This is a genomic window from Spirosoma litoris (assembly GCF_054776755.1).
This window is the reverse complement of record NZ_BAAHBI010000038.1, coordinates 44,343-70,358: the sequence shown is the minus strand read 5'-3', so window position 1 is coordinate 70,358 and position 26,016 is coordinate 44,343. Positions and strand designations below refer to the sequence as shown.

The 26,016-nt window shown below is 47.1% G+C and carries 18 protein-coding genes; 6 read left to right on the top strand and 12 right to left on the bottom strand.

Features of this window, described 5'->3' with window-relative positions:
• Positions 1-47: 47 nt before the first annotated feature.
• From ACYVGR_RS23615 to ACYVGR_RS23590, 6 genes are all read right to left on the bottom strand, one after another.
• The gene (locus tag ACYVGR_RS23615; protein ID WP_460961359.1) at positions 48-833 is read right to left on the bottom strand and encodes a hypothetical protein; all 786 of its coding nucleotides are present in this window, start codon (positions 831-833) and stop codon (positions 48-50) included.
• 102 nt (positions 834-935) lie between these two features.
• Positions 936-1,598, bottom strand: a complete 663-nt coding sequence (locus ACYVGR_RS23610; protein ID WP_460961357.1) for an HAD family hydrolase — start codon at positions 1,596-1,598, stop codon at positions 936-938.
• Positions 1,599-1,692: 94 nt separating this feature from the next.
• Positions 1,693-4,116, bottom strand: a complete 2,424-nt coding sequence (locus ACYVGR_RS23605) for an endonuclease MutS2 (RefSeq protein WP_460961355.1) — start codon at positions 4,114-4,116, stop codon at positions 1,693-1,695.
• 200 nt (positions 4,117-4,316) lie between these two features.
• Complete coding sequence (locus ACYVGR_RS23600) at positions 4,317-4,565, bottom strand: hypothetical protein (RefSeq protein WP_460961353.1); 249 nt, start codon at positions 4,563-4,565, stop codon at positions 4,317-4,319.
• Between the two features lie 120 nt (positions 4,566-4,685).
• Positions 4,686-6,422, bottom strand: coding sequence for a RagB/SusD family nutrient uptake outer membrane protein (locus tag ACYVGR_RS23595; protein WP_460961351.1), 1,737 nt, complete (start codon positions 6,420-6,422; stop codon positions 4,686-4,688).
• 40 nt (positions 6,423-6,462) lie between these two features.
• A complete protein-coding gene (locus ACYVGR_RS23590) occupies positions 6,463-9,753 on the bottom strand; it encodes a SusC/RagA family TonB-linked outer membrane protein (RefSeq protein ID WP_460961349.1) in 3,291 nt (1,096 codons plus the stop codon).
• A gap of 406 nt (positions 9,754-10,159) precedes the next feature.
• On the opposite strand from ACYVGR_RS23590, the gene ACYVGR_RS23585 reads away from it, so the two are divergent.
• On the top strand, positions 10,160-11,716 hold the full coding sequence (locus ACYVGR_RS23585) for an NFACT RNA binding domain-containing protein (RefSeq protein ID WP_460961347.1): 1,557 nt from the start codon (positions 10,160-10,162) through the stop codon (positions 11,714-11,716).
• Between the two features lie 99 nt (positions 11,717-11,815).
• Here the strand turns inward: ACYVGR_RS23585 and ACYVGR_RS23580 are convergent, their stop codons facing one another.
• Positions 11,816-13,057: an ABC transporter permease gene (locus tag ACYVGR_RS23580; RefSeq protein ID WP_460961345.1), complete on the bottom strand. Its 1,242-nt coding sequence runs from the start codon at positions 13,055-13,057 to the stop codon at positions 11,816-11,818.
• A gap of 217 nt (positions 13,058-13,274) precedes the next feature.
• Here ACYVGR_RS23580 and ggt point away from each other — a divergent pair, with 217 nt between their 5' ends.
• Together ggt and lepB are read left to right on the top strand one after the other, a co-directional pair.
• A complete protein-coding gene (gene ggt / locus ACYVGR_RS23575) occupies positions 13,275-15,083 on the top strand; it encodes a gamma-glutamyltransferase (RefSeq protein WP_460961343.1) in 1,809 nt (602 codons plus the stop codon).
• A gap of 154 nt (positions 15,084-15,237) precedes the next feature.
• Positions 15,238-16,407, top strand: coding sequence for a signal peptidase I (gene lepB / locus ACYVGR_RS23570; RefSeq protein WP_460961341.1), 1,170 nt, complete (start codon positions 15,238-15,240; stop codon positions 16,405-16,407).
• 193 nt (positions 16,408-16,600) lie between these two features.
• Here the strand turns inward: lepB and ACYVGR_RS23565 are convergent, their stop codons facing one another.
• The 4 genes from ACYVGR_RS23565 to pdxA form a co-directional block, all read right to left on the bottom strand.
• On the bottom strand, positions 16,601-17,236 hold the full coding sequence (locus ACYVGR_RS23565; protein WP_460961339.1) for a DNA-3-methyladenine glycosylase: 636 nt from the start codon (positions 17,234-17,236) through the stop codon (positions 16,601-16,603).
• A 45-nt stretch (positions 17,237-17,281) separates the two neighbouring features.
• Positions 17,282-17,644, bottom strand: coding sequence for a four helix bundle protein (locus ACYVGR_RS23560; RefSeq protein ID WP_460961337.1), 363 nt, complete (start codon positions 17,642-17,644; stop codon positions 17,282-17,284).
• A gap of 139 nt (positions 17,645-17,783) precedes the next feature.
• A complete protein-coding gene (locus ACYVGR_RS23555) occupies positions 17,784-18,671 on the bottom strand; it encodes a YicC/YloC family endoribonuclease (RefSeq protein ID WP_460961335.1) in 888 nt (295 codons plus the stop codon).
• Between the two features lie 109 nt (positions 18,672-18,780).
• Entirely contained in the window at positions 18,781-20,322 is a 1,542-nt protein-coding gene (gene pdxA, locus ACYVGR_RS23550) for a 4-hydroxythreonine-4-phosphate dehydrogenase PdxA (protein WP_460961333.1), read from the bottom strand.
• Positions 20,323-20,477: 155 nt separating this feature from the next.
• Here pdxA and ACYVGR_RS23545 point away from each other — a divergent pair, with 155 nt between their 5' ends.
• Positions 20,478-21,416, top strand: coding sequence for a 2-hydroxyacid dehydrogenase (locus tag ACYVGR_RS23545; RefSeq protein WP_460961331.1), 939 nt, complete (start codon positions 20,478-20,480; stop codon positions 21,414-21,416).
• Between the two features lie 79 nt (positions 21,417-21,495).
• Here ACYVGR_RS23545 and ACYVGR_RS23540 read toward each other — a convergent pair whose 3' ends face one another.
• A complete protein-coding gene (locus ACYVGR_RS23540; protein ID WP_460961329.1) occupies positions 21,496-23,289 on the bottom strand; it encodes an IPT/TIG domain-containing protein in 1,794 nt (597 codons plus the stop codon).
• A 201-nt stretch (positions 23,290-23,490) separates the two neighbouring features.
• Here ACYVGR_RS23540 and ACYVGR_RS23535 point away from each other — a divergent pair, with 201 nt between their 5' ends.
• On the top strand, positions 23,491-25,023 hold the full coding sequence (locus ACYVGR_RS23535) for a P-loop NTPase family protein (RefSeq protein WP_460961327.1): 1,533 nt from the start codon (positions 23,491-23,493) through the stop codon (positions 25,021-25,023).
• Positions 25,024-25,192: 169 nt separating this feature from the next.
• The gene (locus tag ACYVGR_RS23530; protein WP_460961325.1) at positions 25,193-26,008 is read left to right on the top strand and encodes a metallophosphoesterase family protein; all 816 of its coding nucleotides are present in this window, start codon (positions 25,193-25,195) and stop codon (positions 26,006-26,008) included.
• Positions 26,009-26,016 lie beyond the last annotated feature (8 nt).

The following is a 26,016-nucleotide window of genomic DNA, read 5'->3' as shown; positions in this document are numbered from 1 at the left end:
ATCTTACTTCCGTTCAATACACTAAATGACCAACTTAATAGTCCGCCCTATTTCGGTTGCTTCGGAAGGGATTGATTCGGGTCGGGTGCTATTCGGCTTGGGCGACGATTGAGGCCGTTCTGGAAGCGATTGCGAAGTTGCTGAATCGTGTTAATCAGGTCGTAATCTTCAGCTTTAAGTAGATAATCGTCGTCGAAATCACAGAAATCAAAAAAGCGATCAACTTCCTCGGCTCGTAAGCTTGTCGATTGTTCAACCAGCAATCTGAATCGCTCTAGAGCCAGCGCGTGCCGCCGATCCTGCTGCATGATGTAATAGGCTTTCCGATCCGATTTGGGTCGTTTCCCAAACATTTCGTAGAGCAACGTTATACCAGCACCGTCAGCTACCCGGTCGAAAGCCTGTTCGCCCGTTACTTTTTTGGAGGCTACCGGCTCGTCTAAAAGCTGTTGAATTTCACGCTTTACTTCTTCATAGCGTTTCCCCGTTACCGTTACTTCGGCAAGATCAACTACGCGGTAGGGCATAGGGGGAAGGGCTTGCGCCACAATTGTCGGGTTGTCGGACCCGTCATAGCGAATACCTGTACGACTATAAAGCTGGCTGGTTAAAATGAGGGAATCACCGGGCTGAACGGTCAGAAAAAAACGCCCACTTGCATTGGTTCGCGCCCGTTGACGTGTTCGCTGGTTCACAACAAACACTTTATCGACGGCCCCTTTCGTTGCCTGATCAATAACTGTTCCGATTACGTATTTACCTTGTGCCCACGCACTGCCCGAACAGCTCAGCAAACTGGCAATGCAAAAAATAAGAAGGCGTTTGTAAGGCATAGGGCAGCAGATGAGTAGAGCTATGTATTTTCTAAAACTGTTTTAATAAGCTTGATTATCGATAGGAATTACAAAAATAAGGCTTAGTTACGTTTAATCCAGTTAAAAAAACTTAACCAATTGTTGTAATCGTTCAAAAGACAGTTCGGTAAAATCGTTGGCAACCTCATTGACAAATGGCCGGAGTTCGTCAGGCGTTTGTGTTGTGGCCATACCCACCACAAAAGCTCCCGATGCTTTAGCCGCCTGAATTCCCGTCATTGAATCTTCAAAAATTACGCTTTCGGATGGTTTAACATCCAGCATAGCCATAGCTTTCTCATAAATTTCAGGGTCGGGCTTTGGATGATTCACCATGCTTTCATTTAATAGCGCGTCAAAATAAGACCGAATATCCAGCGCATCCATGATAAAGTCAAGGTTTTCGACGGGTGCTGACGTGGCCACTGCCGTACGAATGCCCGCTTCTTTCAGGGATTTTAAAAATGGAATCAGCCCTGGAACAGGCGTAATGGCAGAGCGATACAACTCCCGAAAAAGAGCTTCTTTTTCATGACTTAGTCGAGCTACTTCGTCAGGGCTAAGCGTCTGATTGGCAAATAGGTGAGCAACAATATCCTTGTTGTGCTTTCCCGAAACGTATTGTACAAAATCATCGTCGCTTAACGTCTTTCCATTACGCTGGTAATACTCGCGCCAGGCAATGCGGTGGTGTGGATTGGTGTCAACAATAACGCCATCCATGTCAAAAATTACTGCTTTCATCAGGCTATAGTTTTGGGTTTATAGTATTCGGTTTACGGTGAGCTGGCGCGCTATAATTCATACCAGCTCACCGTAAACCGAATACTATAAACCGTTATTTCATTTTCACAATTGTCACACCCGCGCCACCTCGGTCGGCGTGTTCATCTTCCATTTTCCCTACCTGTTTGTAGCCACGTAGGTGATTTCGGATGAGGGTTCGCAGGATACCATCGCCTTTACCATGAACGATGCGTAATTCCGGATAGCCAAGCATCAGTGCGTCATCGACAAACCGATCGACTTCGCCAAGTGCCTCTTCGCCCCGTTTGCCCCGAATGTCGAGGTTGAAACTGAAATTCTGCATCTTTTCATTCATATCGACTCCCTGACTTCGGGGGCGGTCGTCCCGTACTTCGGTAGCTTCTTTGAATGTTTTCTTGCTTACTTTTTCGAGTCGGTTCAACTTAACGTTCGATTTCAGGTCACCAATTCGGATTTCGGCATCTTTACCACGTAACGCCAGTACCTGACCAATGGTATTTTGACCGGAAACCCGAACGTAACTGCCGACCCCAATGGCCCCGTTATCATGTTCAAACTCTTCTTCGACGGGTTTGGGCGTTTCAATAACAATCGGTTCTGGCTTCAATTCTTTCTCCTCGAATCGTTCTAGCTCTTGCCGAATCTGCTTGGTTGGCTCACGTTCAGCCTTGTTTTCCTTGATCTCACGGATGGTATTTTCAATCCGCTGATTGGCTTCCTGCACGAGCGCCTTCGCTTTCTGTTTCGCATCGTTAACGATCTTCTTTTGATCGTTGTCCAGACGGGTTTTCAGCGCGGTATATTCGGCAAGTTGTTGAGCCAGTTTCCGCTGATTGATTCCGATTTCGATATTTTTCTCTGAGAAAACACGCTTTTCGATGTCCAGCTCTTTCAGCAGTTTCTCGAAATTCACTTGCTGACTACCAAGTTTTTCTTTTGCCCGATCAATAACGCCTTTCGGTAGACCGATTTTTTGCGCAATTTCAAAGGCGAATGACGAGCCCGGTCTGCCGATTTCCAGTTGATATAACGGTTCCAGATGCTCACCGTCGAAACGCATCGCCCCGTTGATCAATCCCGATGTTTTGTCCGCCATTACCTTCAGATTGGTGTAGTGCGTGTTGATCACACCGTAAGCCCCCGATTTATTGAGGTCTTCCAGAATCGATTCGGCAATTGCTCCACCCAAACCAGGCTCGGTTCCAGTACCGAATTCATCGATAAGAAAGAGCGTCCGTTTGTTAGCGCCAATCAGGAACTGTTTCATGGCCGTAAGGTGAGACGAATACGTACTCAGGTCGTTTTCAAGGGATTGCTCATCACCAATATCGATGAAGAGATTTTGGAAAACGCCCATTTCGGCGTAATCAGCCATGGGTATCAATAGTCCGCATTGCAACATGTATTGAAGCAGACCAATGGTTTTCAGCGCAACCGATTTACCACCAGCATTAGGGCCGGAAATAATCAAGATTCGCCCTTTTTCGTCTAACCGAACGTTTAGCGGAACCACCTTTTTCCCTTGTTTCGCAAAAGAAAGATAGAGTAGGGGGTGGCGGGCATCGATCCAGTTTACAAAAGGTCGGTCGTGCAGTTTGGGCATAATGGCATCCAGTTGAACCGCCAGTTTGGCCTTTGCCCGGATAAAGTCGATCTGCGCCAGAAAGTTGACGGCTTTTCGTAAGTCTTCTAAATGAGGGCGAATCTGATCCGTCAGTGCCAATAGAATCCGGTAGATTTCACGCCGTTCGGCATATTCCAGCTCGCGGATTTCGTTATTGGCATCGAATACTTCGGCTGGTTCCAGGTATACCGTTTGACCCGTTTGCGACTCATCATGCACGAAGCCTTTGATCTTACGTTTATGTTCTGCTGCAATTGGGATAACAAGTCGGCCACCGCGTACGGTCAGCGATAGGTCGTCGGGAATCCAGCCATTCTGGCGAGCTTGACGTATGATGCTATCAAGGCGTTTGCGAAGGTTTGCCTGTTCGCCAATAATGCGTCTGCGAATAGCGGCTAACTCGGGCGATGCCGAATCGCGCACATTACCTCGATCGTCGATAACCCGCTCCAGAGCCTCCGTAAGTTTTTTATCGACACCTACCGGACCTGCCAGTTCGCGAAGGAATGGAAAGGTACCACCTTCGTCGCGTCCTTGTCGGGATAAAAAGCGCAGACAATCCTGTACGGTTCGTAGAGCCAGCTTGAGGTCAAAGAATTCTGCTTCGGTTAACGCTAGGCCTTCTATACGTGCCCGACTCAAATGCGGACGAACATCGATATAATTACTATTCGGAAAGTCAGGTTCATACTGAACAATTTGTTTGAATTCAGTAGTTTGTTGAAGCAGTTTGTCAATTAGTTGTACGTTATCCGTAAAGCGAATTTTTTCAACATAATCCTGTCCTAGTGGACTGACACAGGCCTCTTTGAGTCGTTCGCGGATGGTATCGAAACCTAATTTTTGTTCTAAGGTATTAGGGTAAAGCATTTAATTTAGTAGCCGTAGTATCTTGAAGCAGGCTTATATAGCTGCCCTATAAAGATAACATAACGAAGAGGAAGAGGGTTCGTGGCTTGTCGTTGGTAAAGTACTGGTAGAATCTCCTTCGTTTAGTAAAAAGCAAATTCCCACGGTTCCGCTTCAATAGAAGGAACCGTGGGAATTCATAAAACTACTCATAATCGTTATTATTTCCGGCTACCGTTTCGATGGCCACTATGTCCTGAATGACCATGCTCAACTAGTTCAACTGCGTTATCGTTAGCAAAAAGGTGTTCATCTTCAGGACCTTGCCTGGTTTTGTTGGCATTCGTCATTGTTTTCTCGCCATTAGGCCGTTGTCCACCGCTGTTCTGAGCGTTCTGATTGCGGGTTCGTTCTCGACCAGGTTGCAAATTATTAGAACCCGGCTGGTCTGTGGTTTTGTGATTAGCCATAACGTTTGTCTAGTTGTTTTGTAGGCTAATAACTACTAAAAAAGATGATTGTTTTAAACAGAAGCCCCATCCTGCCGAGCAGGATGGGGCTTCTGTTTAGTAGAATGGTAAACTAGCTGACTAGTAACCAGGGTTTTGAGCGAGTACGCTCTTGCCCTGCGAGTCAATCTGAGTCTGCGGAATCGGCATGTACTCATCTTTGCCAGCAGTGAACTTACCGCCTGTGTAACCCACTGGCAAAAATTTGCTTTCGTAGGCAATGAAGGCGTTCAACACGGTTGAAGCCGTGCCCCAACGGACTAAATCGTAGAACCGGTGGCCTTCGCCCGATAGCTCCAACTTACGCTCAAACTGAACCGCTGTCCGAGCCGTTGCCTTATCGGCAAAAGCCGTATATAAACCAATTTGATAGTTGGCGGCATTGGCACCAGCAGCCGTTTTTACATAAGTCGTGCCTTTGGCCCGGCTACGAATCTGGTTCACATACGACAGTGCCGTTGCCAAGCTACCCACTTCCACTTCACACTCAGCCGCCATCAACAAGACGTCGGCATACCGGATAATGTTGTAGTTGATGGCTGAATAACCATCCGTCCACGAGCTACCATCGGTCAGGGATTTATCCTGCGATTTGTAGAAAACAAACTTGATCGGTGAGTAAGGACCGGCAAACGTCTGGTCACGAATCCAGTCCAGACCTGGGTGAACCTGCCAATCCAGGTAAGGAATACCCCGACGACCAACCGACCAGTCCAGACGAGGATCAACTGGACCTGCATCGGGTGTAAAGGCAGCACTCGACGCAATACCCATATCCGTTTTCAATTGATTGGCGCCCGTGTTGTAGGAACCATCCAATAATGGCAAGCCATTGGCATCCACCCGGAAGGAGTTGGCTAACTCAAAGCTAGGGGCAAAGAAACCGCAGCAACCCGCAGGACCGTTCGACCCCGTGTTGTAAGGGAAGTTCAGTACCAGATCTGGGTTGGCGTTGTCTGAGCTACCCGTGTTGGCAGCCGCCTGAATGGCGAAAACAGACTCTGAGCTGTTGTCTTTAGCGGCATTGAAGTTATCCTGGAAGTTAGTTACCAGAGCGTACTTTTTGCCATCAGAGGTCATGCCACTGGCAATCACCTGATCAAACAGGGTTTTGGCATCCGCATATTTCTTCTGGTAGAGATAGGTCTTAGCCAGGTAAGCGGTCGCAGCCCATTTGTTAGCCCGGCCTACAGCCCCCTGGCTTACCGGCAGGTTATCAACCGCGTATTTGAAATCAGCCTCGATGTTAGGCCAGATGTCAGCGCTATTAGGAACGGCTTCAATACCTGTACCATAATCTTTGGTCTCATCTACGTAAGGCACTTTATTGAAGGCGCGCTTTAACTCAAAATAGTAGTGGCCACGCAGGAAGCGAGCTTCTCCCGAGATGCGGGCTTTATCAGCTGCTGTCACGTCAGAACCGGCTGTGGCTAACGAGCGCAGGGTAGAGTTACAGCGAGCAATGCCTTCGTACATGGCATTCCACTTGGAATTAACCTCACCACTGGAAGCCAATAGCTGGTAGGTTTGGAAAGGAGTGAGGGCGTTAAAGTCCCCTGAGTTAGAGCCTTTGTTGGCATCTCCACCAGAGACACTACCGCGTACCCAGTTGAAGGAGCTGGCTGATTGAGAGAAGCCACGAGCGTTCAACTGAGCGTAGGCACCAATCAGGAGTCCATCGAGTCCCGCTTTTGACGTCAGCTGGGCTCCCGAGAGTTGTCCGGTGGCGGGCACGTCAAGGAATTTGTCCTGGCAAGCGAAGGTAACCATGACCATCATGGCAGTGGCTACGGTTCCCTTGGTTATAAATTGTTTCATAGTGCGAGTTGACTAAGAAATGAAATGAGTTTGAATGTTATTAGAATCCGAAGCTTAAGCCTACGTTGTAGCCGCGTTGAACAGGGTAGTTACCTACGTCGATACCAAAGTTCTGGTCAGCTGATCCACCTACGCCTGGGTCAAGACCCGAGTATTTGGTGATGGTGAATAGGTTGGTAGCCGATACTGACACGCGTAAACGGCTCAGATTTACTTTGTTCAGGATCACGGCTGGGAAGGTATAGCCCAGGTTCAGATACTGCATCCGGGCGTACGAACCGTTCTCTACGTAGTACGAGTTTGCCTGGGTGTTGGTGCTGAAGTTTGAAGCACTTTCGAAAATGGGCACCGTCGTGTTGGTGTGAGTCGGTAACCACGAATCCCGTACACGGCCACCCATTGCAGCCCCCGTAAAGGATGGGTAGAAGTCGGTGAACCAACGTTGGTTGTTGAAGATCTTGTTGCCCAAAGATGCGTATACGTTCGTGTTCAAGTCAAATCCTTTGTATTTCAGTGTCAGGGTGATACTACCCGTGAACTTCGGAATTGGGCTACCCAGGAACTGACGGTCATCATCATTGATTTTGCCATCGCCGTTGGTGTCCTGGAAGCGGAAGCGACCTGGGGCAGCACCATCCTGCGTTGGCGCAGCGGCTACTTCTTCCTTGCTGTTGAACAGACCGATTACGTTATAACCAAAAAACGACGAGAGGTCATGGCCTGGTTGGTTACGTACAACGGGCGTACCTAAACGAGTACCACCCGCAGTGAAGTAAGGAACCGATGGGTCGATGTTCGTGATTTTGTTGTTCAGGAAGCTAGCAATACCGGTTACTTCGTAGGTCAGATCACCCGATAGGGTACCACGGTTGGTCACCAAAATGTCGATCCCTTTGTTGGTCATACTCGCTACGTTTTTGTACGGAGCGCTTGAGCGAACTCCAACTACACCGGGTAGCGACAGTGGGTATAGTAGATCTTTTGTATCCTTCTGCCAGAAATCAACCACAACTTCCAATTTGTTATTGAAGAAATTACCGTCAATACCAATGTTGGATGTTACGCTGGACTCCCATTTAGCCGCTGCGTTTCCGATTTGACTACGATAGAAGCCTGATGCAATCGATCCGTTCGAGCCCGTAATGTCATATCCCTGACCAGCGCCACCACCGTAGAGGTTATATTGGTTGGTCGCACTCAGGTAGTTAGAGTTACCCATGATTCCGTAACCACCGCGTACTTTCAAATCCGATACCCAGGGCAGGTTTTTCATGAACTCTTCCGACGATAAGCGCCAGGCGGCCGAGAAGGCTGGGAATACCCCGTAGCGGTTGGTAGCGGCAAATTGCGACGAACCATCCCGACGGATTACACCAGTCAAAATGTACTTATCGTTGTAGGTGTAGCGAGCCTGGGCAAACAGCGAGTAGAACTTGTTACCCAGGTTGTAACCGCTATTCACCTGACGGGTAGCACCGGGTGTTGTGGTGCTGATAGTCACGTAGTTCGGGTCGGTCGAAAAGGGGTTCTGACCTGAACCATTGATGTTACGTCCAGCTCCCGTGTTTAAAGCTTCCATACCACCCAAGGCAAAGATGTCATGACGACCAAACTTCTGTTTGAAGGTAGCCGTGTTGGTGAACGTCCAGGCTAATCCATAACCCGATCCTTCGCTGTAAGTGTAGGTGGTGTTGTTTTCCGAGTTTTCATATTGTACCCGGCCGTAGCTGTTAAAGTAGTTATTGAAATAGTTACCACCCAGGCTACTACGCAGCGTTAACGAAGGAATCACATCGTACTCTAAGTAGGCGTTACCAAAAGCGTAGATGTTGAAGTTCCCGTTGTTAGCGTTAGCGGTCCGGTCAGCAACTGGATTACGTGGGTTGTTAAAACCAGGAGCGGCTGTACCCGCGTAGCCACCGAACGAGTTATAAATCGGAATGATCGGGGGCATCCGGAAAGCCGATAATACTTCGTTTTCATCCGACGCAGCACTGGAATTGTTGTTGGTTGCGTTACCAAATTGGTTACCTACACCACCCAAAATACCTTTGGTAGCAATGTACGAAACCTGGAAGTTTTCACCGAAACGGAGTTTTTTGGTGATATCAAACTCGGTGTTAGCACGCAGATTGTATTTCTTGAAATCGTTGAAAATAACGATACCTGCTTGTTGCTGCATGCCTAAGCTAACATAGAAACGGCTGGATTCGGTACCGCCCGAGAAGCCAATCTGATGGCGTTGCATAGGAGCAACCCGAGTGATGGCAGCGTACCAGTCGGTACCCGCTTTATTGGCTGGAATGACATTGTAAATGGCACCGTTAGCTGGGTTAACGTTGTATTTAGCGGCTTCAGCCGTTAAATCTACAGCAGAGGCAGCTAAACCTGAACGGCTACCTACCAATAAATAATCAGGAAGAACTGGGGTTAAGCCTGTACCATACTGACCACCCGCGATACCCGCGAAGCTCGTTGCATCAGGAGTTTTACCTGCCTGATACAGATCGTTTTTACGAGCCTGCCAGCTCCAGTCAGCTTGTTCCTGTGGAGTTAAGATCGGTAGGCTTTTACCTGGATCGGTAGCACCATACAAACCATCATAGCTAACACTTAACTTCTGAGCCCGGCGTTGGCCTTTCTTGGTGGTCAGGACAATCACACCCGAAGCAGCCCGTGCTCCATAGATCGAAGCCGAAGCGGCATCTTTCAGAACGGTGGTGCTTTCAATATCATCCGGAGCAATGTACTGGATGTTCTGAGTAGGCACGCCGTCTACTACGTACAGCGGCTGGTTACCCCCGAACGAGCCAAAACCACGAACCCGCACTTGGCTGGATGTACCTGGCTGACCGTTGGTGATCACGGTTACCCCCGCAACGCGGCCCTGTAACTGTTGCTCAACGTTAGCCGAAGGAACTACTTTTAATTGTGCTGGTTTTACGGTTGATACGGCACCGGTTACATCCCGGCGGTTTTCGGTGGAGTACCCGGTTACAACTACTTCAGATAGGGCAGTTGCATCATCTTCGAGAGAGATATCGATCGATGTGCGATTTCCTACCTGGACTTCCTGCGTCTTAAAGCCAATGGCTGAGATAACGAGCACTGGGCTGGCTCCCCGGATATTCAAAGCGAAACTACCATTTGCATCGGAACTGGTACCGGTTTGGGTACCTTTTAGCACGATGTTGGCACCTGGCACGGGGCCATCAGTACCCGTAATTTTACCCGTCAAACGACGGTCCTGGGCGGAAGCTGTTATGCCCCATAGCAGTAGAACTGCGCCCAAAAAAGCGGTCTGCAGAAACCTGTAGAGCGTTGCTTTCATGAAGATTAGGTTGGTTTAAAATTGAGTTAAACGCATCAATATTAGGTTAGTTTAATTATACTTCAAAGTGAAATCGTAATAAATATCTCTTTCTAGAATTGGTAAATAAAAGTTAACTATTGAAAAAATTATATTTTAATTTTAATAAATAAGTGATTATCAACTAATTGTATGTTTGTAAAATTATATTATGTTAAATAAGTTATATAAAATTTTAATTTCATTCTATTTTTCTTGCATTTCAAGTAAATGCGACTCTGAGTAATTCTAGCCGTATTTTTGTACTTGTATGCATACAAACTATTACTTTCTGCGGCAACTCGCTCCATCATTAGAACCACATTTACTGGGTAATTTTACTCTACCTAAAGGGGTCTCTGAATCACCATTGAGCGGGTTACGATTTATGGAATGTTTTAGCCAGGATCGTGATGAGGTGGTGCTCGTTTTTGCGCAGGCTAGAGGGAAGATTAATTATTACAAACCCTTTTATATAAAGGCTACTTTACGCCCCGATTTTTCTGGATTAGTATTCCCCGATACCGTACAGCGAGCTCGTACAAACAGCGTAGACTTGTTCGATACTCTAGTGGGCACGCCCGGCGAGGAGCGGGCCGTTATAGGCGTTCGGTCATTCCTGAACGAACGTTGTCTGGCTATTCAGTTGGAAGGTGGTTTCTCGTTAGTATTTAAATTTTTTGGTAATCGGCCTAATTTGCTGGCTTTTCAGGAAGATAAAGTGATCGATTTGTTTAATCGCCAATTAGTGAGTGACGAACAAATTCTGTTTTCTAACATTGATCGGCCTATCGATCAATCGTACGAAGCGTTTGAACGAGCCGATTTCGACTATAGGAAACTATTTCCAACCTTCGGGAAAGTAGTGAATGAATGGATTCACGACCAAACAGCGAAGCCTATAGACGATGGCGAGCGACCTGAAAAACGGCTCTGGGCTATTGTCCAGGATGCCTTAAGAATGCTTGAGTCCCCGCATTATTACCTAACCCGACTTCATCATAAGCCCACACTTAGTCTGCTGCCCGTGGGTGAAATTCAGCGTGAGTTTAGCGAGCCTATGGAAGCTGCAACTCGTTTTTTTATTGCTTATAACGGGCTTAGTACCTTTGAGCATGAGAAAGCTGATTTAGCACGCCTTCTTGAAAAGCGTCAGAAACGGGCTGAGGGTCAAATAGAGGGGGCCATGCAGCGCCTTATCTCGCGTGAAGAGGGCGCTAGCCATGAAGAAATGGGACACATTTTAATGGCGAACCTTCATGACATTGCTCAGGTTCCGGGGGCTAAATCACCGGAACGGTTAACCCTATACGATTTCTATCGGGATCAGCCAATTATCCTTAAGCTCAAACCTGATCTAAGCCCGCAGAAAAACGCGGAAAACTTTTATCGTAAAGCAAAGAATGAAAAAATTGAGGAGCAACATCTGAATGATTTGATCGCTGATCGGGAGGTAGAGTTAGCTAAAATTCGTCAGCAACGTATTGACTTGATTGACATTCAAACTCTAAAAGAACTTAGGCGCTATGTAAAACAACAGAATTTACATACTGACTCGATGGATCGGGGAGGGAGCAGCACTGAGGCAGGACCTTTATTTAAAGAGGTAACGCTGGATACGTTTCGTATTCTGATTGGCCGGAATGCTAAAAACAACGATTTACTGACCCTTAAATACGCTTATAAAGACGATCTATGGCTTCATGCCCGTGATGTATCAGGCTCGCATGTGATCGTGAAATACCAGGCTGGTAAAACCTTCCCACGCCATGTTATCGAACGAGCCGCTGAACTGGCCGCCTGGTATTCAAAACGCCGGACAGATAGTTTATGCCCGGTTATTGTTACGCCGAAGAAGTTTGTTCGTAAACCTAAAGGCCTTGCTCCGGGCCAGGTAATTGTCGAAAAAGAGAGTGTTGTACTCGTTGTCCCGAAAGGCGAGTAAGGAGATGTATGATGAAGTATGTAGGATGTAGGATATATGATGTATTTGACTGGTGCAATCGATTCTATACATTATATATCCTACATCATACATCTACTCCTATTTCGCTCGGATGGCGATAACGGGGTCGAGACGAGAGGCTGAAAAGGCGGGTATAATGCCTGATAAAACACCAATAACACTCGATACGCCCAATCCCAGGGCAATGTTTGAGGCTGTTAACTCCAGATCAAGACTGCCTAAGCTCATGAATGATAGCAGATAAACCAGGAAAATGCCTGCAAGCCCACCCACTAAACTCAATAGCACGGCTTCGAACAGAAATTGAAAGAGAATGAAGTAATTCTTGGCCCCCAACGATTTCTGGATGCCAATGATATTGGTGCGCTCTTTTACGCTGACGAACATGATGTTGGCAATGCCAAAGCCGCCAATCAGAATCGAAAAGCCACCAATTACCCAGCCAGCTATTGTCAGAACAGAGAAAATGCCGCTAATCGCCTGCGCAATAGCTTCTGGTCGATTAATCGCAAAATTGTCATCCTGAAGAGGGCGTAATCCGCGCCGAGTGCGTAACAATCCCCGAATTTCGCTTTCTAGTTCTTGTAGTCCTTCATCACTTTCATACCCTTTAATTGAAATCGTGATATTCGGATTGATGGAGTGAAACATTTTAGCAAAAGCGCCGTAAGGAATAAGGCATTTAGTATCGGGGTTGCCGCCTACGTTCAGAATACTTTCGCCCTTTTTGCGCTGCACACCGATAACCGAAAAATTAAGCCCGTTGATTTTAAAGGATTTGCCAATCGGATCTTGCCCTGGGAATAGATTCTCTGCTATGTCGGAACCAATGATGGTTACGTTTCGGGAGATATTAATTTCCTGCTGGGTAAAATAGCGACCTTGTTCGATCGGTACCTCCGAAATCTTGTTATAGTCCAGCGTAGTCCCCTGAATGAGTGCCGACATGCTGTTGTTGTTATTTTTAATCGTAACGCGGCCTTTAAAGGCCATAGCGACTACTGCCTGCGCATTTTCAAGTTTCTCGCTGAGGAAACGGTACTCATTGTAAGTGGGCACGGGGCGTTGGAAGTATTTCCACCATTGGTAGTCCTCCCCGAAAGACCAGGGCCATTTCTCCACGTACACCACTTTGTCGCCAATAAACGAAAGACTCTCTTTAATGTTTCTCTCCAGCGAATCGACTAGCGTAAACACGGCAATGATGGCGAAGATACCAATCGTTACGCCCAGTAAGGAGAGCATCGTGCGAAGAAGATTCGAGCGCAAAGCCTGCCACGCGAATCGAAAACTTTCAAAAGTCTGACGAATAAATCGCATCGATATAGCTAAAGAGTAACGTGCAAAATCGAACTAACGAAGTGCCTTACGTAACAGCTGGCTCTCCAATTTATGAAAGTACAACACTGGGTCATCTTTCCCAAAGCATTTAGGACAAGTGTAAACTTCAGCAGGATAAGTGGTTGATTTGGCTATCAGCAGGATACCGTTATTTTTGTAGTTTGCGGGATATTACAACCTAGCTTGAGCGTCACCTATGAATCAACGAACTACTTACTATTTACCAGTCCTGCTGTTTACGTTAGGCGTTACGGCCTGCAAGACGCAGTCGTCTACCACAACCTCCACTACGGCAAAGGTTTCCCAGGGGCAGGGTGTTTACCAATACCGTGATGAAGACCCAACAGTAAAACCGTTTTTCTCCGACCGGGTTGGTGTTATCGGACGGAATGGTATGGTGGCTTCCGCTCACCCTGACGCTTCGCAGGTTGGTCTGAATATTCTGAAAGCGGGTGGAAATGCTGTCGATGCGGCTGTTGCGGTGCAGTTTGCCCTGGCAGTAGTATACCCAGGAGCTGGTAACATCGGTGGGGGTGGCTTTATGGTTTATCGAGATAACGCTGGTAAAGCCTATACGCTCGATTATCGTGAGAAAGCGCCCGGTAGTGCCACCCAAAATATGTACCTCGATGCGCAGGGTAATGTTCGGGCTGGTTTGAGCATTAGTGGTCATTTGGCGAGTGGCGTACCGGGTTCAGTTGACGGAATGGTCGAAGCTCACAAACGATTTGGTAAACTAACCTGGGCGCAGGTTTTGCAACCGGCTGTTGACTTGGCTTCAAAAGGGTTTGCGCTTACCGAACGTGATGCGCTGGGTCTAAATCGCATCAAAACAGATTTGAACACGATTAATCCGGGCAAAACCTATTTTTTGAAAAGTACGATTCCGACGGATACGATTACCTGGCACAAGGGCGATCTGCTGATACAAGCCGATCTGGCCAAAACGCTACAACGAATTCAGGCACAAGGTCGGGCGGGGTTTTACGAAGGTGAGACGGCGCGACTTTTGGCTGAAGAAATGGTTCGGGGGAAGGGCTTAATTACCGAAGAAGACCTGAAAAACTACCACTCCGCCTGGCGCGAACCAATTCAGGCGAAGTATAAAGAATATAATGTTATCACGATGCCACCGACCTCGAGTGGGGGCGTTGCGTTACTGCAAATGATGCGGCTAACAGAGCCGTATCCACTTCGGAAATGGGGCTGGAATCGCGATAGTACTGTTCAGGTAATGATTGAAGCTGAACGACGGGTGTATGCCGACCGGGCTAAGTTTTTGGGTGATCCTGATTTTGTAAAAGTGCCCGTGAGCCAGCTTATCAGCCCCGATTATCTGCGTACCCGCTGGACCGATTTTTCCTGGGCCAAAGCGACCGACAGTAAGGCGGTTAAGGGCGGAACGATTCCCGGCTATGAAAGTCTTGAAACGACTCACTTTTCGGTTGTTGACAAAGATGGCAACGCGGTAAGTATTACAACCACCCTGAATGGTGGCTATGGCAGCCGGGTTGTGATTGGTGGAGCAGGCTTCTTCATGAACAACGAAATGGACGATTTCAGTGTAAAACCTGGCGTTCCCAATATGTTTGGTTTGATTGGCAATCAAGCTAATGCTATTGCCCCCAACAAGCGGATGTTGTCGTCTATGACACCAACGATTCTGGAAAAAGATGGCAAACTCTTTATGGTAGTTGGTACGCCCGGTGGCTCAACCATTATTACATCGGTTTATCAGACCATTCTGAATGTTATCGAGCATGGCATGACGATGCAGCAGGCTGTTAATGCGCTTAAGTTTCATCACCAGTGGCTACCCGACAAAACCATTTTTGAAAATGGCGCATTTTCTGATCCTACCATTCAGGCCTTACAAGGCCGGGGCTACATTCTGGAAAAACTTACAAACACATTAGGCCGGATGGACTGTGTTTTGATTCGCCCAGATGGATCGTACGAAGGCGCATCCGACCCCAGAGCTGATAACACAGCAAGGGGTTATTAAGTGACTCTTGTTGCCTCTAAATCTGGCTATTGTCTTCAGGAATTAGCGTTCAGCTAACTATATAACCATCGGTGTAAAATAGGGATATCCTTCTTACGCCGGTGGTTATATTTCATTGCTCGATACTCATTCTTAGATTCAATCCTGCCAGGTTATGCGCAATGCGAAAACAACGAGTGCTACGAAAGTGCTCAAACCCAAAAAATCCCCCATTTGGGAATGGTTCGATTCGGTATTATTTGCTGTCATAGCCGCTACACTTATTCGCTTTCTGACGTTTGAAGCGTATGCCATTCCGACTCCTTCTATGGAGAATAGCCTGATGGTAGGCGATTTTTTGTTTGTTAGTAAGCTCCATTACGGTATTCGGACTCCCAAAACTCCGCTGCAAGTACCGCTAACTCATCAGAAAATTTGGGGAACTGAGCTGCCTTCATACAGTACCGCCATTCAACTGCCGATTTACCGACTTCCTGGTTTCACACATGTGAAAAATGGCGATGTGGTTGTGTTCAACTACCCACCACCCAAAGCTAACGAACCAGCTTATCCAACTGATCTGAAGACCAATTTTATAAAGCGGTGTATCGGTATTCCGGGCGACGTCATCGAAATTCGTCAGGAGCAGGTGTACGTCAATGGAAAAGCCCAGGCCATACCCCGCCGATCTGCAACGACTTATTTTGTAAAAACAACTGAGGTATTGGATGAGAAGTTTTTCCGAAAGTATGATATCGTTAATGACTTCAAATCGGCGGAAGGTCCATTCATTAACTGGCAACCGCTTGAATCCTATAATGACTCGACAAAAGCATCGACATTGGTTGGTTATCGGGTAAATATGACACGGGAAGTTAAGGATAAGTTTGCCGGGTTTGACTGGGTAAAAGGTATTGAGCCCATGCGAGAGCAGGCTGGGCAGCTAGCGCAAGGCATTTATGGTGGTTCTGCCTATACTTGGAATCAGGATAACTTTGGTCCACTCACAGTACCGAAAAAGGGTGTTACGATCCCAATAAACGAGAAAACGATTGCCCTTTATGGTCCTGTTATTCAGCGTTATGAAGAAAATAATAAAGTAGAGCTAACCCCAAGTAGTATTCTGATTAATGGTCAGCCAATTACGACTTATACCTTCAACCAGGATTATTATTTCATGATGGGCGATAACCGCCATAATTCGGAAGACTCCCGGTATTGGGGCTTTGTCCCTGAAGATCACATTGTTGGTAAAGCCGTATTTGTCTGGATGTCGATAGACCCGGTTCCGGCAGACATCTGGCACAAAATCCGTTGGGATCGCTTATTCCGGGTGATTAACTAGAGCGAGGCTGTTCGGAATTTTTAGTTGCCCCTAAAGTCAATCAGAAATAAGCGAATTTTTGTCATCCCGACGCAGGAGGGATCTCTAATTTCCTTTGTAATTGAGATCCCTCCTGCGTCGGGATGACAAAAATTCGCTGTTGTACTAACTCCTAAACAGAGCTACTTAGGTATAGTGCTAAGTGAGCGGCAACTTATTTCTTACTCACAAACCGATTGTCTTTGATATAATATCGGTATGGCAAATCGGCCCCTCGTGTCAGGCCGATTCGGGTTGTTGTGACCATATCGAAGTCATGTAATACGGGTCCTCGAATATAAATCGATCCTGTTACCAATGAAGAGGCATTGTCATGCGTACGGCTGATGCCCATGGCAATGGTGAGTTTGCCAGGGCCATTCGCCAGATTACGCTGACCGTCTGCCGTTGTAGCATCAATCGTATTGTTTCGGTATCGTTCGAAGCCGGTTTTAAAGGCGTCGTTTCGGCGAAGTCCCATTAGCTCAATGCCTTCTGTTGGTTCAAGCGCACGAATCAGTATGGCCTCACCCACACCTTCCGGTCCTGTTACGACATTGATGCAGTTGTAATGGTTGTAAATCTGGTAAATGTACAAGGTTCCGGCAGGGCCAAACATAGCGGCATTGCGAGGAGTCTTGTTTCGGTAGGCGTGGCAGGCTGGATCGTCAGTCAAATAACCTTCCGTTTCAACAATAATGCCCGCTGTTATGCCTTCCTCGTTTTTATGTACAAGCTCACACCCAAGCAGGAGTTGCGCCAGCGTGAGCGTATCGTGTTGTTGATAAAAAGTATAGTCAAGAGTTGCCAAGAGTAGTCAGAAATTGTCAAGTATTGTCAGGAGTCTCTAAAATGGTTATCCTTGCGCCGACCGTCCAATTGATTTGATATAATTGTTAAGTTTTACACTTAATGTGGTCAGTTGCTGATACAAATTAGTGTACTCTTCTTCTGATAGCAAGTTTCGTTTGAATGCTTTTGTAATCCAGGTTTTGGTCTCTTGAAGAGAGCCTCGTGAATAATAACAGAAATTAATGTTTTCCTTATAATGGTAGCGTCCATGTCCTTCACTAATATTCGCAGAAATCGAATCGGCTGCCCGTACTAATTGTTTGCCAATGGTATCTCTGACAAAGTAATCCCATGTCGTTACTTTGTCCCAAATTTGGTCAGAAAGCGCCATGGATAATTGATAAACTTGTAATTCTTCGAGTAACATAAGTGGTGGGTTGATGTTTCATTCACAAATAAACTTCCGACTATCTCCTATCCACTCTTAGCAATTCCTGTCTGTTCTTGACCAATCCTAACTATCTTCTGACCTCTCTTGACAATTTCTGACTACTCTTGACTACTTTTTAAATCACATTCATCGTCTGTTCTTTAATCTTTTCCAGTTCGTCTTTCATTTGCACGACTAGCCGCTGAATGGCTGCGTCGTTCGCTTTTGAGCCAATTGTATTGATTTCCCGCCCAATTTCCTGCGAAATGAAATTTAGTTTTTTACCGTTGGCCTCTTCTGTTGCAAGTACCTCCAGAAAATAACTAAGGTGATTTTTGAGACGGACTTTCTCCTCCGAAATGTCAAACTTCTCGACATAATAGACCAACTCCTGTTCAAAGCGATTTTGGTCGAAGGTTTCGCTGTCTAGCAATTCTTTTACCGAGTTGCGCATTCGATCCCGAACCGCCGGAATCCGTCGAACATCCTGTTCTTCAACGGCAGCCAACCGATCTGAGATAATCTGGATATATTCCTGAAATTTACCTTCCAGAACGGAACCATCCTGTTTGCGAAAGGCATCGCACCGTCGTATGGCTTCGTGAACAGCGGCCTGTACGGTTGCCCAATCTGCCGCATCATCGGTTGGATCGGCCGATTCAGTTAAGTAAGCGTTTGGTTGTTGAAGGGCCAGTTGCAGCACATCGCTGTCAGGAATGCTCATAAGCATCGTATTGGCCGTTTCTTTCAAATCACTTACATACGCCTGAACGAGTGGCCGATTGATTGTAACCCCCGGACGTACCCCACTTGTTCGGCTGAGATTCAGCGAGAGTTCAACTTTACCGCGCTCCAGTTGCTGAGTTAGCAAAGCACGCAATTCAATTTCTTTATCTGAGAACTGCCGGGGCATCCGGCAATAGATATCTAAAAACTTTGAATTCAGCGTTTTAATTTCCGCTGTTACAGACAAGCCTCCAGCTTCCACTGTTGCATTGCCGAAGCCGGTCATTGATTTTAGCATGTACTGATTTACGTTTTACGATGTACGATTTATGATTTGTGACGGCTTTCTTATGATGTACAAGTCCATGTACCAGTTAATTCGTACATCGTAACTCGTACATCGTAATTCATTTTAGTGCGCCTGCTTCCAGTTCTAAGAACTCCTTTCGGTTGCGGGCAACATCGATGGCAGTGTAAATAGCCTGGAGCATCGAAGTTTCATCGGCAAGATCTTTACCGGCAATATCATAGGCTGTGCCGTGATCGGGCGAGGTTCGAACGGCAGGCATCCCTGCTGTAAAATTGACACCTTCCTCAAAAGCAATTGCCTTAAACGGAATCAGACCCTGATCGTGGTACATGGCCAGCACTGCGTCGAATTTCTTGTACGCTCTTGTGCCGAAGAAACCATCGGCAGGGTAGGGGCCAAATACCAGCTCACCTTTGTTAACGAATTCGGCCACTAGCGGCTTAACAATATCTTGTTCTTCGTTGCCTAAAAGCCCCTCTTCGCCTGCGTGCGGATTCAACCCAAGGACAGCAATTTTGGGCCTGTCGATCCCGAAATCCTGCTTAAGCGACTGCATCATCATGTGCAGTTTCTGGGCAATTCGCTCGCGGGTAACGTTCTGCCGGACACGGCCCAGCGGGATGTGTCCCGTTACAACGCCAATGCGCAAGGTCTCACTCACCATAAACATCAGGTTATCCTGAACGTCGAATTGCTGAGCCAGATATTCGGTGTGGCCTGGAAATTTGAACTCCTCCGACTGGATATTGTATTTGTTAATCGGGGCCGTAACAAGGGCGTCTAATTTGCCATTTTTCAGATCATCGACAGCTCTTTGCAAGCAGGCCAGAGCCGCCTGACCGGCTTCGGGCGTTACGTGACCAGGCTGAATCTCATGATTCTGGTCGGGCCAGCAGGTAATGACGTTGGTTAATTTATGACTAATCTGACCAATTGTCTGGGCGCCGTTGAGATTCCAGTCTTTTAGGTTCAATAGATTACGATAGCGGTTTAAAATCCGCATCGAGCCATAAATGACCGGTGTGCAAATTTTCTGCAACCGATTGTATTGAAGCGCTTTAAGAATTACTTCAGGGCCAATGCCATTGTAATCGCCCAGCGAAATACCGATCACCAGCCGATCTTCCCGGCCTACATGCTCGGTTGGATGAACAGCCGAATTGCCAAAATCGCGACCGATTGCTTCATTTTGCATCGTTTCGCGAGCTGAAGGGCGGTTATTATTCGAATTGCGATCGCGATCAGGACGAGGTTCCTCCCGTTGGCGTGCTTCGTTCGGACGTTGACCATTATTTTGCTGACGATTATCGCGTTGATTCTTTTGCCGTTGATCATCTTCGCGCTGACGCGCTTCATTAGGGCGCTGACCGTTATTTTGCTGACGATTGTCTCGCTGATTTTGGTTCGGCATCGCTTTGAATGATCGCTCAGGACGATTGGGCGAAGTATTTCCACCGGCATTCCCTCCGTTTCGATTGTTCTGATAAGGAACATCCTGACGATTCTGACGAGGCTGATTACTGGGCCGCTGTTCTGTCGCTGGCTGCGCTTGCGCATCGGCTGGTTTAGTATCAGGTTTAGGCCCACCTGCTGGGTTGGTGCGGGGTTGATTCGGTTCGTTAGGTTGGCGTTGTTCCATGTACTTTTCGTAGTTTCGCCAAGAATTTTAACTAGTGAAGAATGCAGAATGAACAGTGAAGAATAGATGGAGAAGACATCTGCGAAGCTTTTTATTTCTCACTCTTCACTCTTCATTCTTAACTAAGACTGTTGCAAGTTACGAAAACCCCTCGGATGTCCCAGAACCAACCTTCTATTCTCATTGCCGACGAAATGCACCCGTCGCTTTTTGCCATGCTTGATGAGGCTGGCTTTGCCTATGACTATCAGCCAAAAATTAGTCGGGCTGAATTGATACCAGCACTTGCGCCCTTTGAGGGGCTTATTATTCGGAGTAAAACCACCGTCGACGATGAATTGTTGAGCCAGGCGCCTAACCTTCGGTTTATCGGGCGGGCAGGTGCTGGTCTGGATTTGATTGATCTGACAACTGTTGAACAACGCGGAATTGCTGTTTTTCACGCTGGCGAAGGCAATCGAGATGCCGTTGCTGAGCACACCGTAGGTATGTTATTAGCCTTGTTGGCCAATATTCTGAAGGCAGATCGGGAGGTGCGCCAGGGAATTTGGGACCGGGAAGGTAACCGAGGCTATGAACTAGGCAGCATGACGGTCGGCCTGATCGGTTACGGCAACAATGGTCGAGCTACGGCCCAGCGACTCAGTGGATTTGGTTGTCGGGTGCTGGCCTACGATAAATTTCTGACAAACTACGGTGACAAGTTTGCACAAGAAGCTACGCAGGCTCAGATTATGGCCGAAGCGGATATTATTAGCCTACACATTCCGCTGACAGATGAAACGCGCAAGATGGTTAACGATGCATTTATCGATCAGGTGGCTAAGCCATTTTATCTGAATAACATTGCACGGGGTGAAATTGTATCACTGGCAGCCGTTGTACGCGGTTTGGAAAATGGCAAACTGCGTGGAGCAACGCTGGATGTTCTGGAGAATGAGAAATTAGCCAAACTCACTCCCGATCAGCAAATTGCGTTTGATTACCTGCGCCAGTCCGACCGGGTTGTATTGACGCCACACGTCGGTGGATGGACGCATGAGAGTTATGTCCGAATTAACGAGGTATTAGTAAGGCAGATTCGGGCGATGTAACGGTAAGAGGCTTAAAATAGATTCGTTGGATGCTATAGATTCTTTATATCCAATCAACTATCTATAGCATCCAAAGAATCTACTTTGTTATCGTGATCGTGCCAGTAGTACAGCTTGTTCCGGCTTCATTTGTAAGGCAAATCTGGCCCGTAACGGCATCCGCAGGAACGATCGCGATTAACGAACTGCCCGAAATCCGGAACGTTGCTGGCGTAGAGGTGCCTCCATTAAATCGTACGGATGTTACGCTGGCTAAGTTTTGTCCTGTAATAGTAACCTCGTAGGCGACTTTAGCCGTCTTTGGCACGAAGTCAGTGATCGTTGCCAGCCGGACAGGCGTAAAAAACATGGGTGTCAGGAGTTCGCCCACTACATTTACGACGCGTAAGGGACCCGCTTGTGCATCGGATGGCACCAGAATCCATCGTTCCGTGTCCTCATTTTTACCACCATCCGAAGCCGGAGTCGTGGAGCCGGTGAAGTAAATCTGGGCATTTAACAGAAAGTCACCCGTCACAACAATTCGCTCTCCGGTTCGAGCTTTGGCAGGCAGAATACTGGTGACTACGGGAGCTTGAATAACAACTAAAGGTGCTGACGCTGTACCGGCTCGGCTCGTAACGACAACCGATCCACTGACAGCATTATCAGGCACGCCGATCAGCAAATCCGTTCCTTCATTTCGGCTGGTAATCGGTACCGTAATACCGCTAACACTAACGGTTGTAATCCGATAAAGATTTTTACCCGAAACGGTAAGCGTTCGACCGCGAAGTTGACGTGCTGGCGTAACTGCGAGGTTTGTAGGAGGCAAATAGAAAAAGAAAAAATCGGTTCCTGTTGCGGTGCCGCCAATGCTGCTGGCCGAGACCTGTACGGCACCAGAGGTCGTCAGCGCCGGTATAGTTACTTCGACCTGCGTATCGCTGATGATGCGAAATGAGGCCGCAACGTTGCCAACCGTCATGCTGGTAACATCGCGGAGATTACGGCCATTTACCAACAGCTTATCACCGGCAATACCATCCTGGGCGAGCAAATTGGTAATGAAAGGGGGTTGGATGATCTTCAGCGTATCAGTACTGGTGGCCACTAGTGTTTCAAAAACTTTAACAGTTACCAAACCTGATGTCGCGGTGGCTGGAATCGAGGTTCGAATCTCTGTATCTTTAACGGTCGTTAATGTCTTCTCGGTAGTAAGCCCGTTAATACTGACAATACCATCGGTCAAATTCTGGCCCTGGATAACTAGTTCCGTACCTGGTTTGGCGCGTAGTGGACTAATACTGGTAATCTGAGGTGTGCCAGCTACAATAAATGAGTTTGACGTATTACCTCCCTTTGTTTCAATAGCAAGCGCAAATACTCCCCGAGGCATAGTAGGCGGTACAACAACAGTAAGTTTCTGTGCCGAACTGTCTTTAATAATTGCAGTTAACGTATCGAAACGAACTCGAGTAATTTGGTTTAGATAGCTACCCGTGATGACGACGGTTGTGCCAGGTAACCCATTACTGGGCGTAACTGCAGCCACAGTAGGGGCCGGTTGCTGAACCGTAAAAGGGAGCGGATCGGATATGCCCTGATCGTTGCGAACGCGAATCTGAGTGGAACCGGGAGCCACTAAGGGAACCATCAGTTGAATCGTATTGTCGTCGTGACTACTGATTGGAGCCGTAACCGCCGATGTGGCAACACCGAATGTAACAGCAGGATCGGAACCAAATTGGTAGCCACTTAGCGTAAGAGGATCGCCAATGTAAGCTTTCTGGGCTGATAACCGGAGTAGTTCTGGTGGGTTATTCTGAACACGGCAGCCCGCTAAACCGATTAATACAAGAAAGAAAAAAAAGAAAGGTATAGTATATTTCATAACTGGCAACGGGAAACTATACCCGACGCTTACGTGGTAAAATTAGTCAATTTGAGCGTCAAAAAACCATTTCTTCCGAAAGCCTGTTTCCCTAATGATGAATGATGAATTGTGAATGATAAACGATGAAGAGTACTTACATCAGTACACTCGTCTTTGTAATTCATTATTTATCATTCATAATTCATCATTACAAAGCAAATGAACTACCGCAGCCTGAAAGCATCAAAATTACTAATGATCTCTACACTTGGCGAACTTAAAGCCGCCGGGTATCAATCTCGCTCCATTAAACAGGAACTACGAGATAATTTGATTGAGCGAATCAAAAACAAAGAAGTTGTTTTTCCGGGTATATGGGGTTACGAAGATACCGTCATTCCCGATGTAGAACGGGCTATTTTATCTATGCACCACATTAACTTGTTGGGATTGCGTGGGCAAGCTAAAACCCGTATTGCACGCCTGATGGTTAATTTACTGGATGAGTACATTCCAGTAGTGGCCGGGTCAGAACTGAACGATGATCCGATGCTTCCGCTTTCTCGGTTTGCCACCGACTTGATTGCCGAAAAAGGCGATCAAACGCCTATCGCCTGGATGCATCGTAACGACCGTTATACCGAGAAACTCGCTACGCCCGATGTATCGGTGGCTGACCTGATTGGGGATGTAGACCCCATTAAAGCGGCTACCCTAAAGCTGCCTTATTCCGATGAGCGGACGATTCACTTCGGCCTGATTCCCCGATCGCATCGTTGCATTTTTGTGATCAATGAATTGCCTGATTTACAGGCTCGTATTCAGGTATCCCTGTTTAATATTTTGCAGGAGGGCGACATTCAGATTCGGGGTTTTAAGCTTCGACTACCGCTCGATATTCAGTTTGTCTTTACGGCTAACCCCGAAGATTACACCAACCGGGGCAGCATTGTAACGCCCTTGAAAGACCGGATTGATTCACAGATTGTGACTCACTATCCGAAATCCATCGAAATCGGTAAAAAAATTACCATGCAGGAAGCAATCGTTAAAACGGAGCAGGCCAGCATGGTGAAAGCCAACGATCTGATTGCTGATTTGATTGAGCAGATAGCCCTGGAAGCCCGTGAAAGCGAGTATGTCGATTCGAAGAGTGGGGTTTCTGCCCGGATGACGATTTCCGCCTACGAGAACTTGCTTTCTTCGGCTGAGCGTCGGGCGTTGCTTAATGGCGAGAAAGAAACGCATGTCCGCATTGCCGATCTGTATGGTGTTGTTCCGGCCATTTGTGGTAAGGTTGAGTTGGTTTACGAAGGGGAGGTAGAGGGCCCTGTTATTGTGGCGCAGAACCTGATTGGAAAAGCCATTCGGAATCAATTTTTAGAATACTTCCCGAATCCGGAAAAGGCTAAAAAAGATAAGCGCGGTAATCCATACAAGAAAATTACAGACTGGTTTGGCGATGGAAATACGATGGATATCCTCAACGACCTCACCAACCGCGACTATGAAGCCCGGCTTCGCACGATTGATGGATTAGATGATGTGGTCGATCAGTTTCATGCCCGTTTGAGCAAAGCCGAAAAACTGTTCATGATGGAATTTGCCCTGCACGGTCTGGCTGAGCATTCACTTGTCGGAAAAAAAGCTATGGATACGGGCCTATCGTTCAAAGACTTACTCGGCTCTATGTTCAACCCCGGCACTAACTTCGGGGAGGAGGATGAAGAAGAGGACGACGATCGGTATTGATAACTGATACTGTAAAATGGATAATGCCTAATTTGAGCTGTATGCCCGAATTAGGCATTATCCATTTTACAGTATCCAGGTAGAATTAACGACGCCTTAATGTTATCTCTACTTACAAATTCGTTCTTTGGTTTGCAGAAGTCACTACATAAGGTGATTGCCTTTATCCATGATTCACTTTAGTCGTCGATTATTTTTACAGGGAACATTAGGTACTATTTCAGCGGCCTTGCTGGCCAGTTGTAAACATACAGATACCGTTACTCCTGCTGCCGGCTTACGTTTTGCAGTTGCCTCTGATGGGCATTTGGGCGAACCTTCCACAACCTCGGATCAGTTTTACACCGACTTGTTAGCGGCTCTTCAGAAAGAGCACCAGACAAAGCCGCTCCAATTTATTGTCATCAATGGCGACTTGGTGCATGAGGGAAATAATGACTTGCTCCCTAAAGCGAAAGCATATCTGGATACCCTACCAGTTCCGTATTATGTAACGCGCGGCAATCACGATCGCGTTAGTTTGGATACCTGGCAACAACTTTGGGGATATGCGACCAACCACGTTGTTGAACTGGATAATGCTACGCTTATTCTTCTGGATACCTCGAATGAAGCGGGCGATACCCTTTGTGGCGATGACGTATGGCTTCGGCAGGCTGTAAAATCGGCTCGTTCTACAGTTCCCATATTTTTATTCATGCACATTCCCTTTATTCACAACATTCAGGCAACCGATGTGTGTACGGGTATTGTGTCGGTCCTGACCGATTTTTCAACGGTGCGGGCCGTTTTTCATGGGCATGACCACACAAAAGATCAGAGCATCTTCTATCTGAAGTCTGCGTTATTGTTCGATGCCCATTTTGGGAGTAGCTGGGGAACGCCCTACCGAGGGTATCGGATTGTAGAACAGGACGATCAGGCGTTTAATACATATCAGTACGATTTTGTTAATCAGAAACAGATTAACAGCCTGACTTTTTAGATCGACAA

Excerpts from the sequence above, each read along its gene's own strand:
- ACYVGR_RS23615 (WP_460961359.1), bottom strand. The coding sequence starts at position 833 with ATGCCTTACAAACGCCTTCTTATTTTTTGCATTGCCAGTTTGCTGAGC.
- ACYVGR_RS23610 (WP_460961357.1), bottom strand. The coding sequence starts at position 1,598 with ATGAAAGCAGTAATTTTTGACATGGATGGCGTTATTGTTGACACCAAT.
- ACYVGR_RS23605 (WP_460961355.1), bottom strand. The coding sequence starts at position 4,116 with ATGCTTTACCCTAATACCTTAGAACAAAAATTAGGTTTCGATACCATC.
- ACYVGR_RS23600 (WP_460961353.1), bottom strand. The coding sequence starts at position 4,565 with ATGGCTAATCACAAAACCACAGACCAGCCGGGTTCTAATAATTTGCAA.
- ACYVGR_RS23595 (WP_460961351.1), bottom strand. The coding sequence starts at position 6,422 with ATGAAACAATTTATAACCAAGGGAACCGTAGCCACTGCCATGATGGTC.
- ACYVGR_RS23590 (WP_460961349.1), bottom strand. The coding sequence starts at position 9,753 with ATGAAAGCAACGCTCTACAGGTTTCTGCAGACCGCTTTTTTGGGCGCA.
- ACYVGR_RS23585 (WP_460961347.1), top strand. The coding sequence starts at position 10,160 with ATGGAATGTTTTAGCCAGGATCGTGATGAGGTGGTGCTCGTTTTTGCG.
- ACYVGR_RS23580 (WP_460961345.1), bottom strand. The coding sequence starts at position 13,057 with ATGCGATTTATTCGTCAGACTTTTGAAAGTTTTCGATTCGCGTGGCAG.
- ggt (WP_460961343.1), top strand. The coding sequence starts at position 13,275 with ATGAATCAACGAACTACTTACTATTTACCAGTCCTGCTGTTTACGTTA.
- lepB (WP_460961341.1), top strand. The coding sequence starts at position 15,238 with ATGCGCAATGCGAAAACAACGAGTGCTACGAAAGTGCTCAAACCCAAA.
- ACYVGR_RS23560 (WP_460961337.1), bottom strand. The coding sequence starts at position 17,644 with ATGTTACTCGAAGAATTACAAGTTTATCAATTATCCATGGCGCTTTCT.
- ACYVGR_RS23555 (WP_460961335.1), bottom strand. The coding sequence starts at position 18,671 with ATGCTAAAATCAATGACCGGCTTCGGCAATGCAACAGTGGAAGCTGGA.
- pdxA (WP_460961333.1), bottom strand. The coding sequence starts at position 20,322 with ATGGAACAACGCCAACCTAACGAACCGAATCAACCCCGCACCAACCCA.
- ACYVGR_RS23545 (WP_460961331.1), top strand. The coding sequence starts at position 20,478 with ATGTCCCAGAACCAACCTTCTATTCTCATTGCCGACGAAATGCACCCG.
- ACYVGR_RS23540 (WP_460961329.1), bottom strand. The coding sequence starts at position 23,289 with ATGAAATATACTATACCTTTCTTTTTTTTCTTTCTTGTATTAATCGGT.
- ACYVGR_RS23535 (WP_460961327.1), top strand. The coding sequence starts at position 23,491 with ATGAACTACCGCAGCCTGAAAGCATCAAAATTACTAATGATCTCTACA.
- ACYVGR_RS23530 (WP_460961325.1), top strand. The coding sequence starts at position 25,193 with ATGATTCACTTTAGTCGTCGATTATTTTTACAGGGAACATTAGGTACT.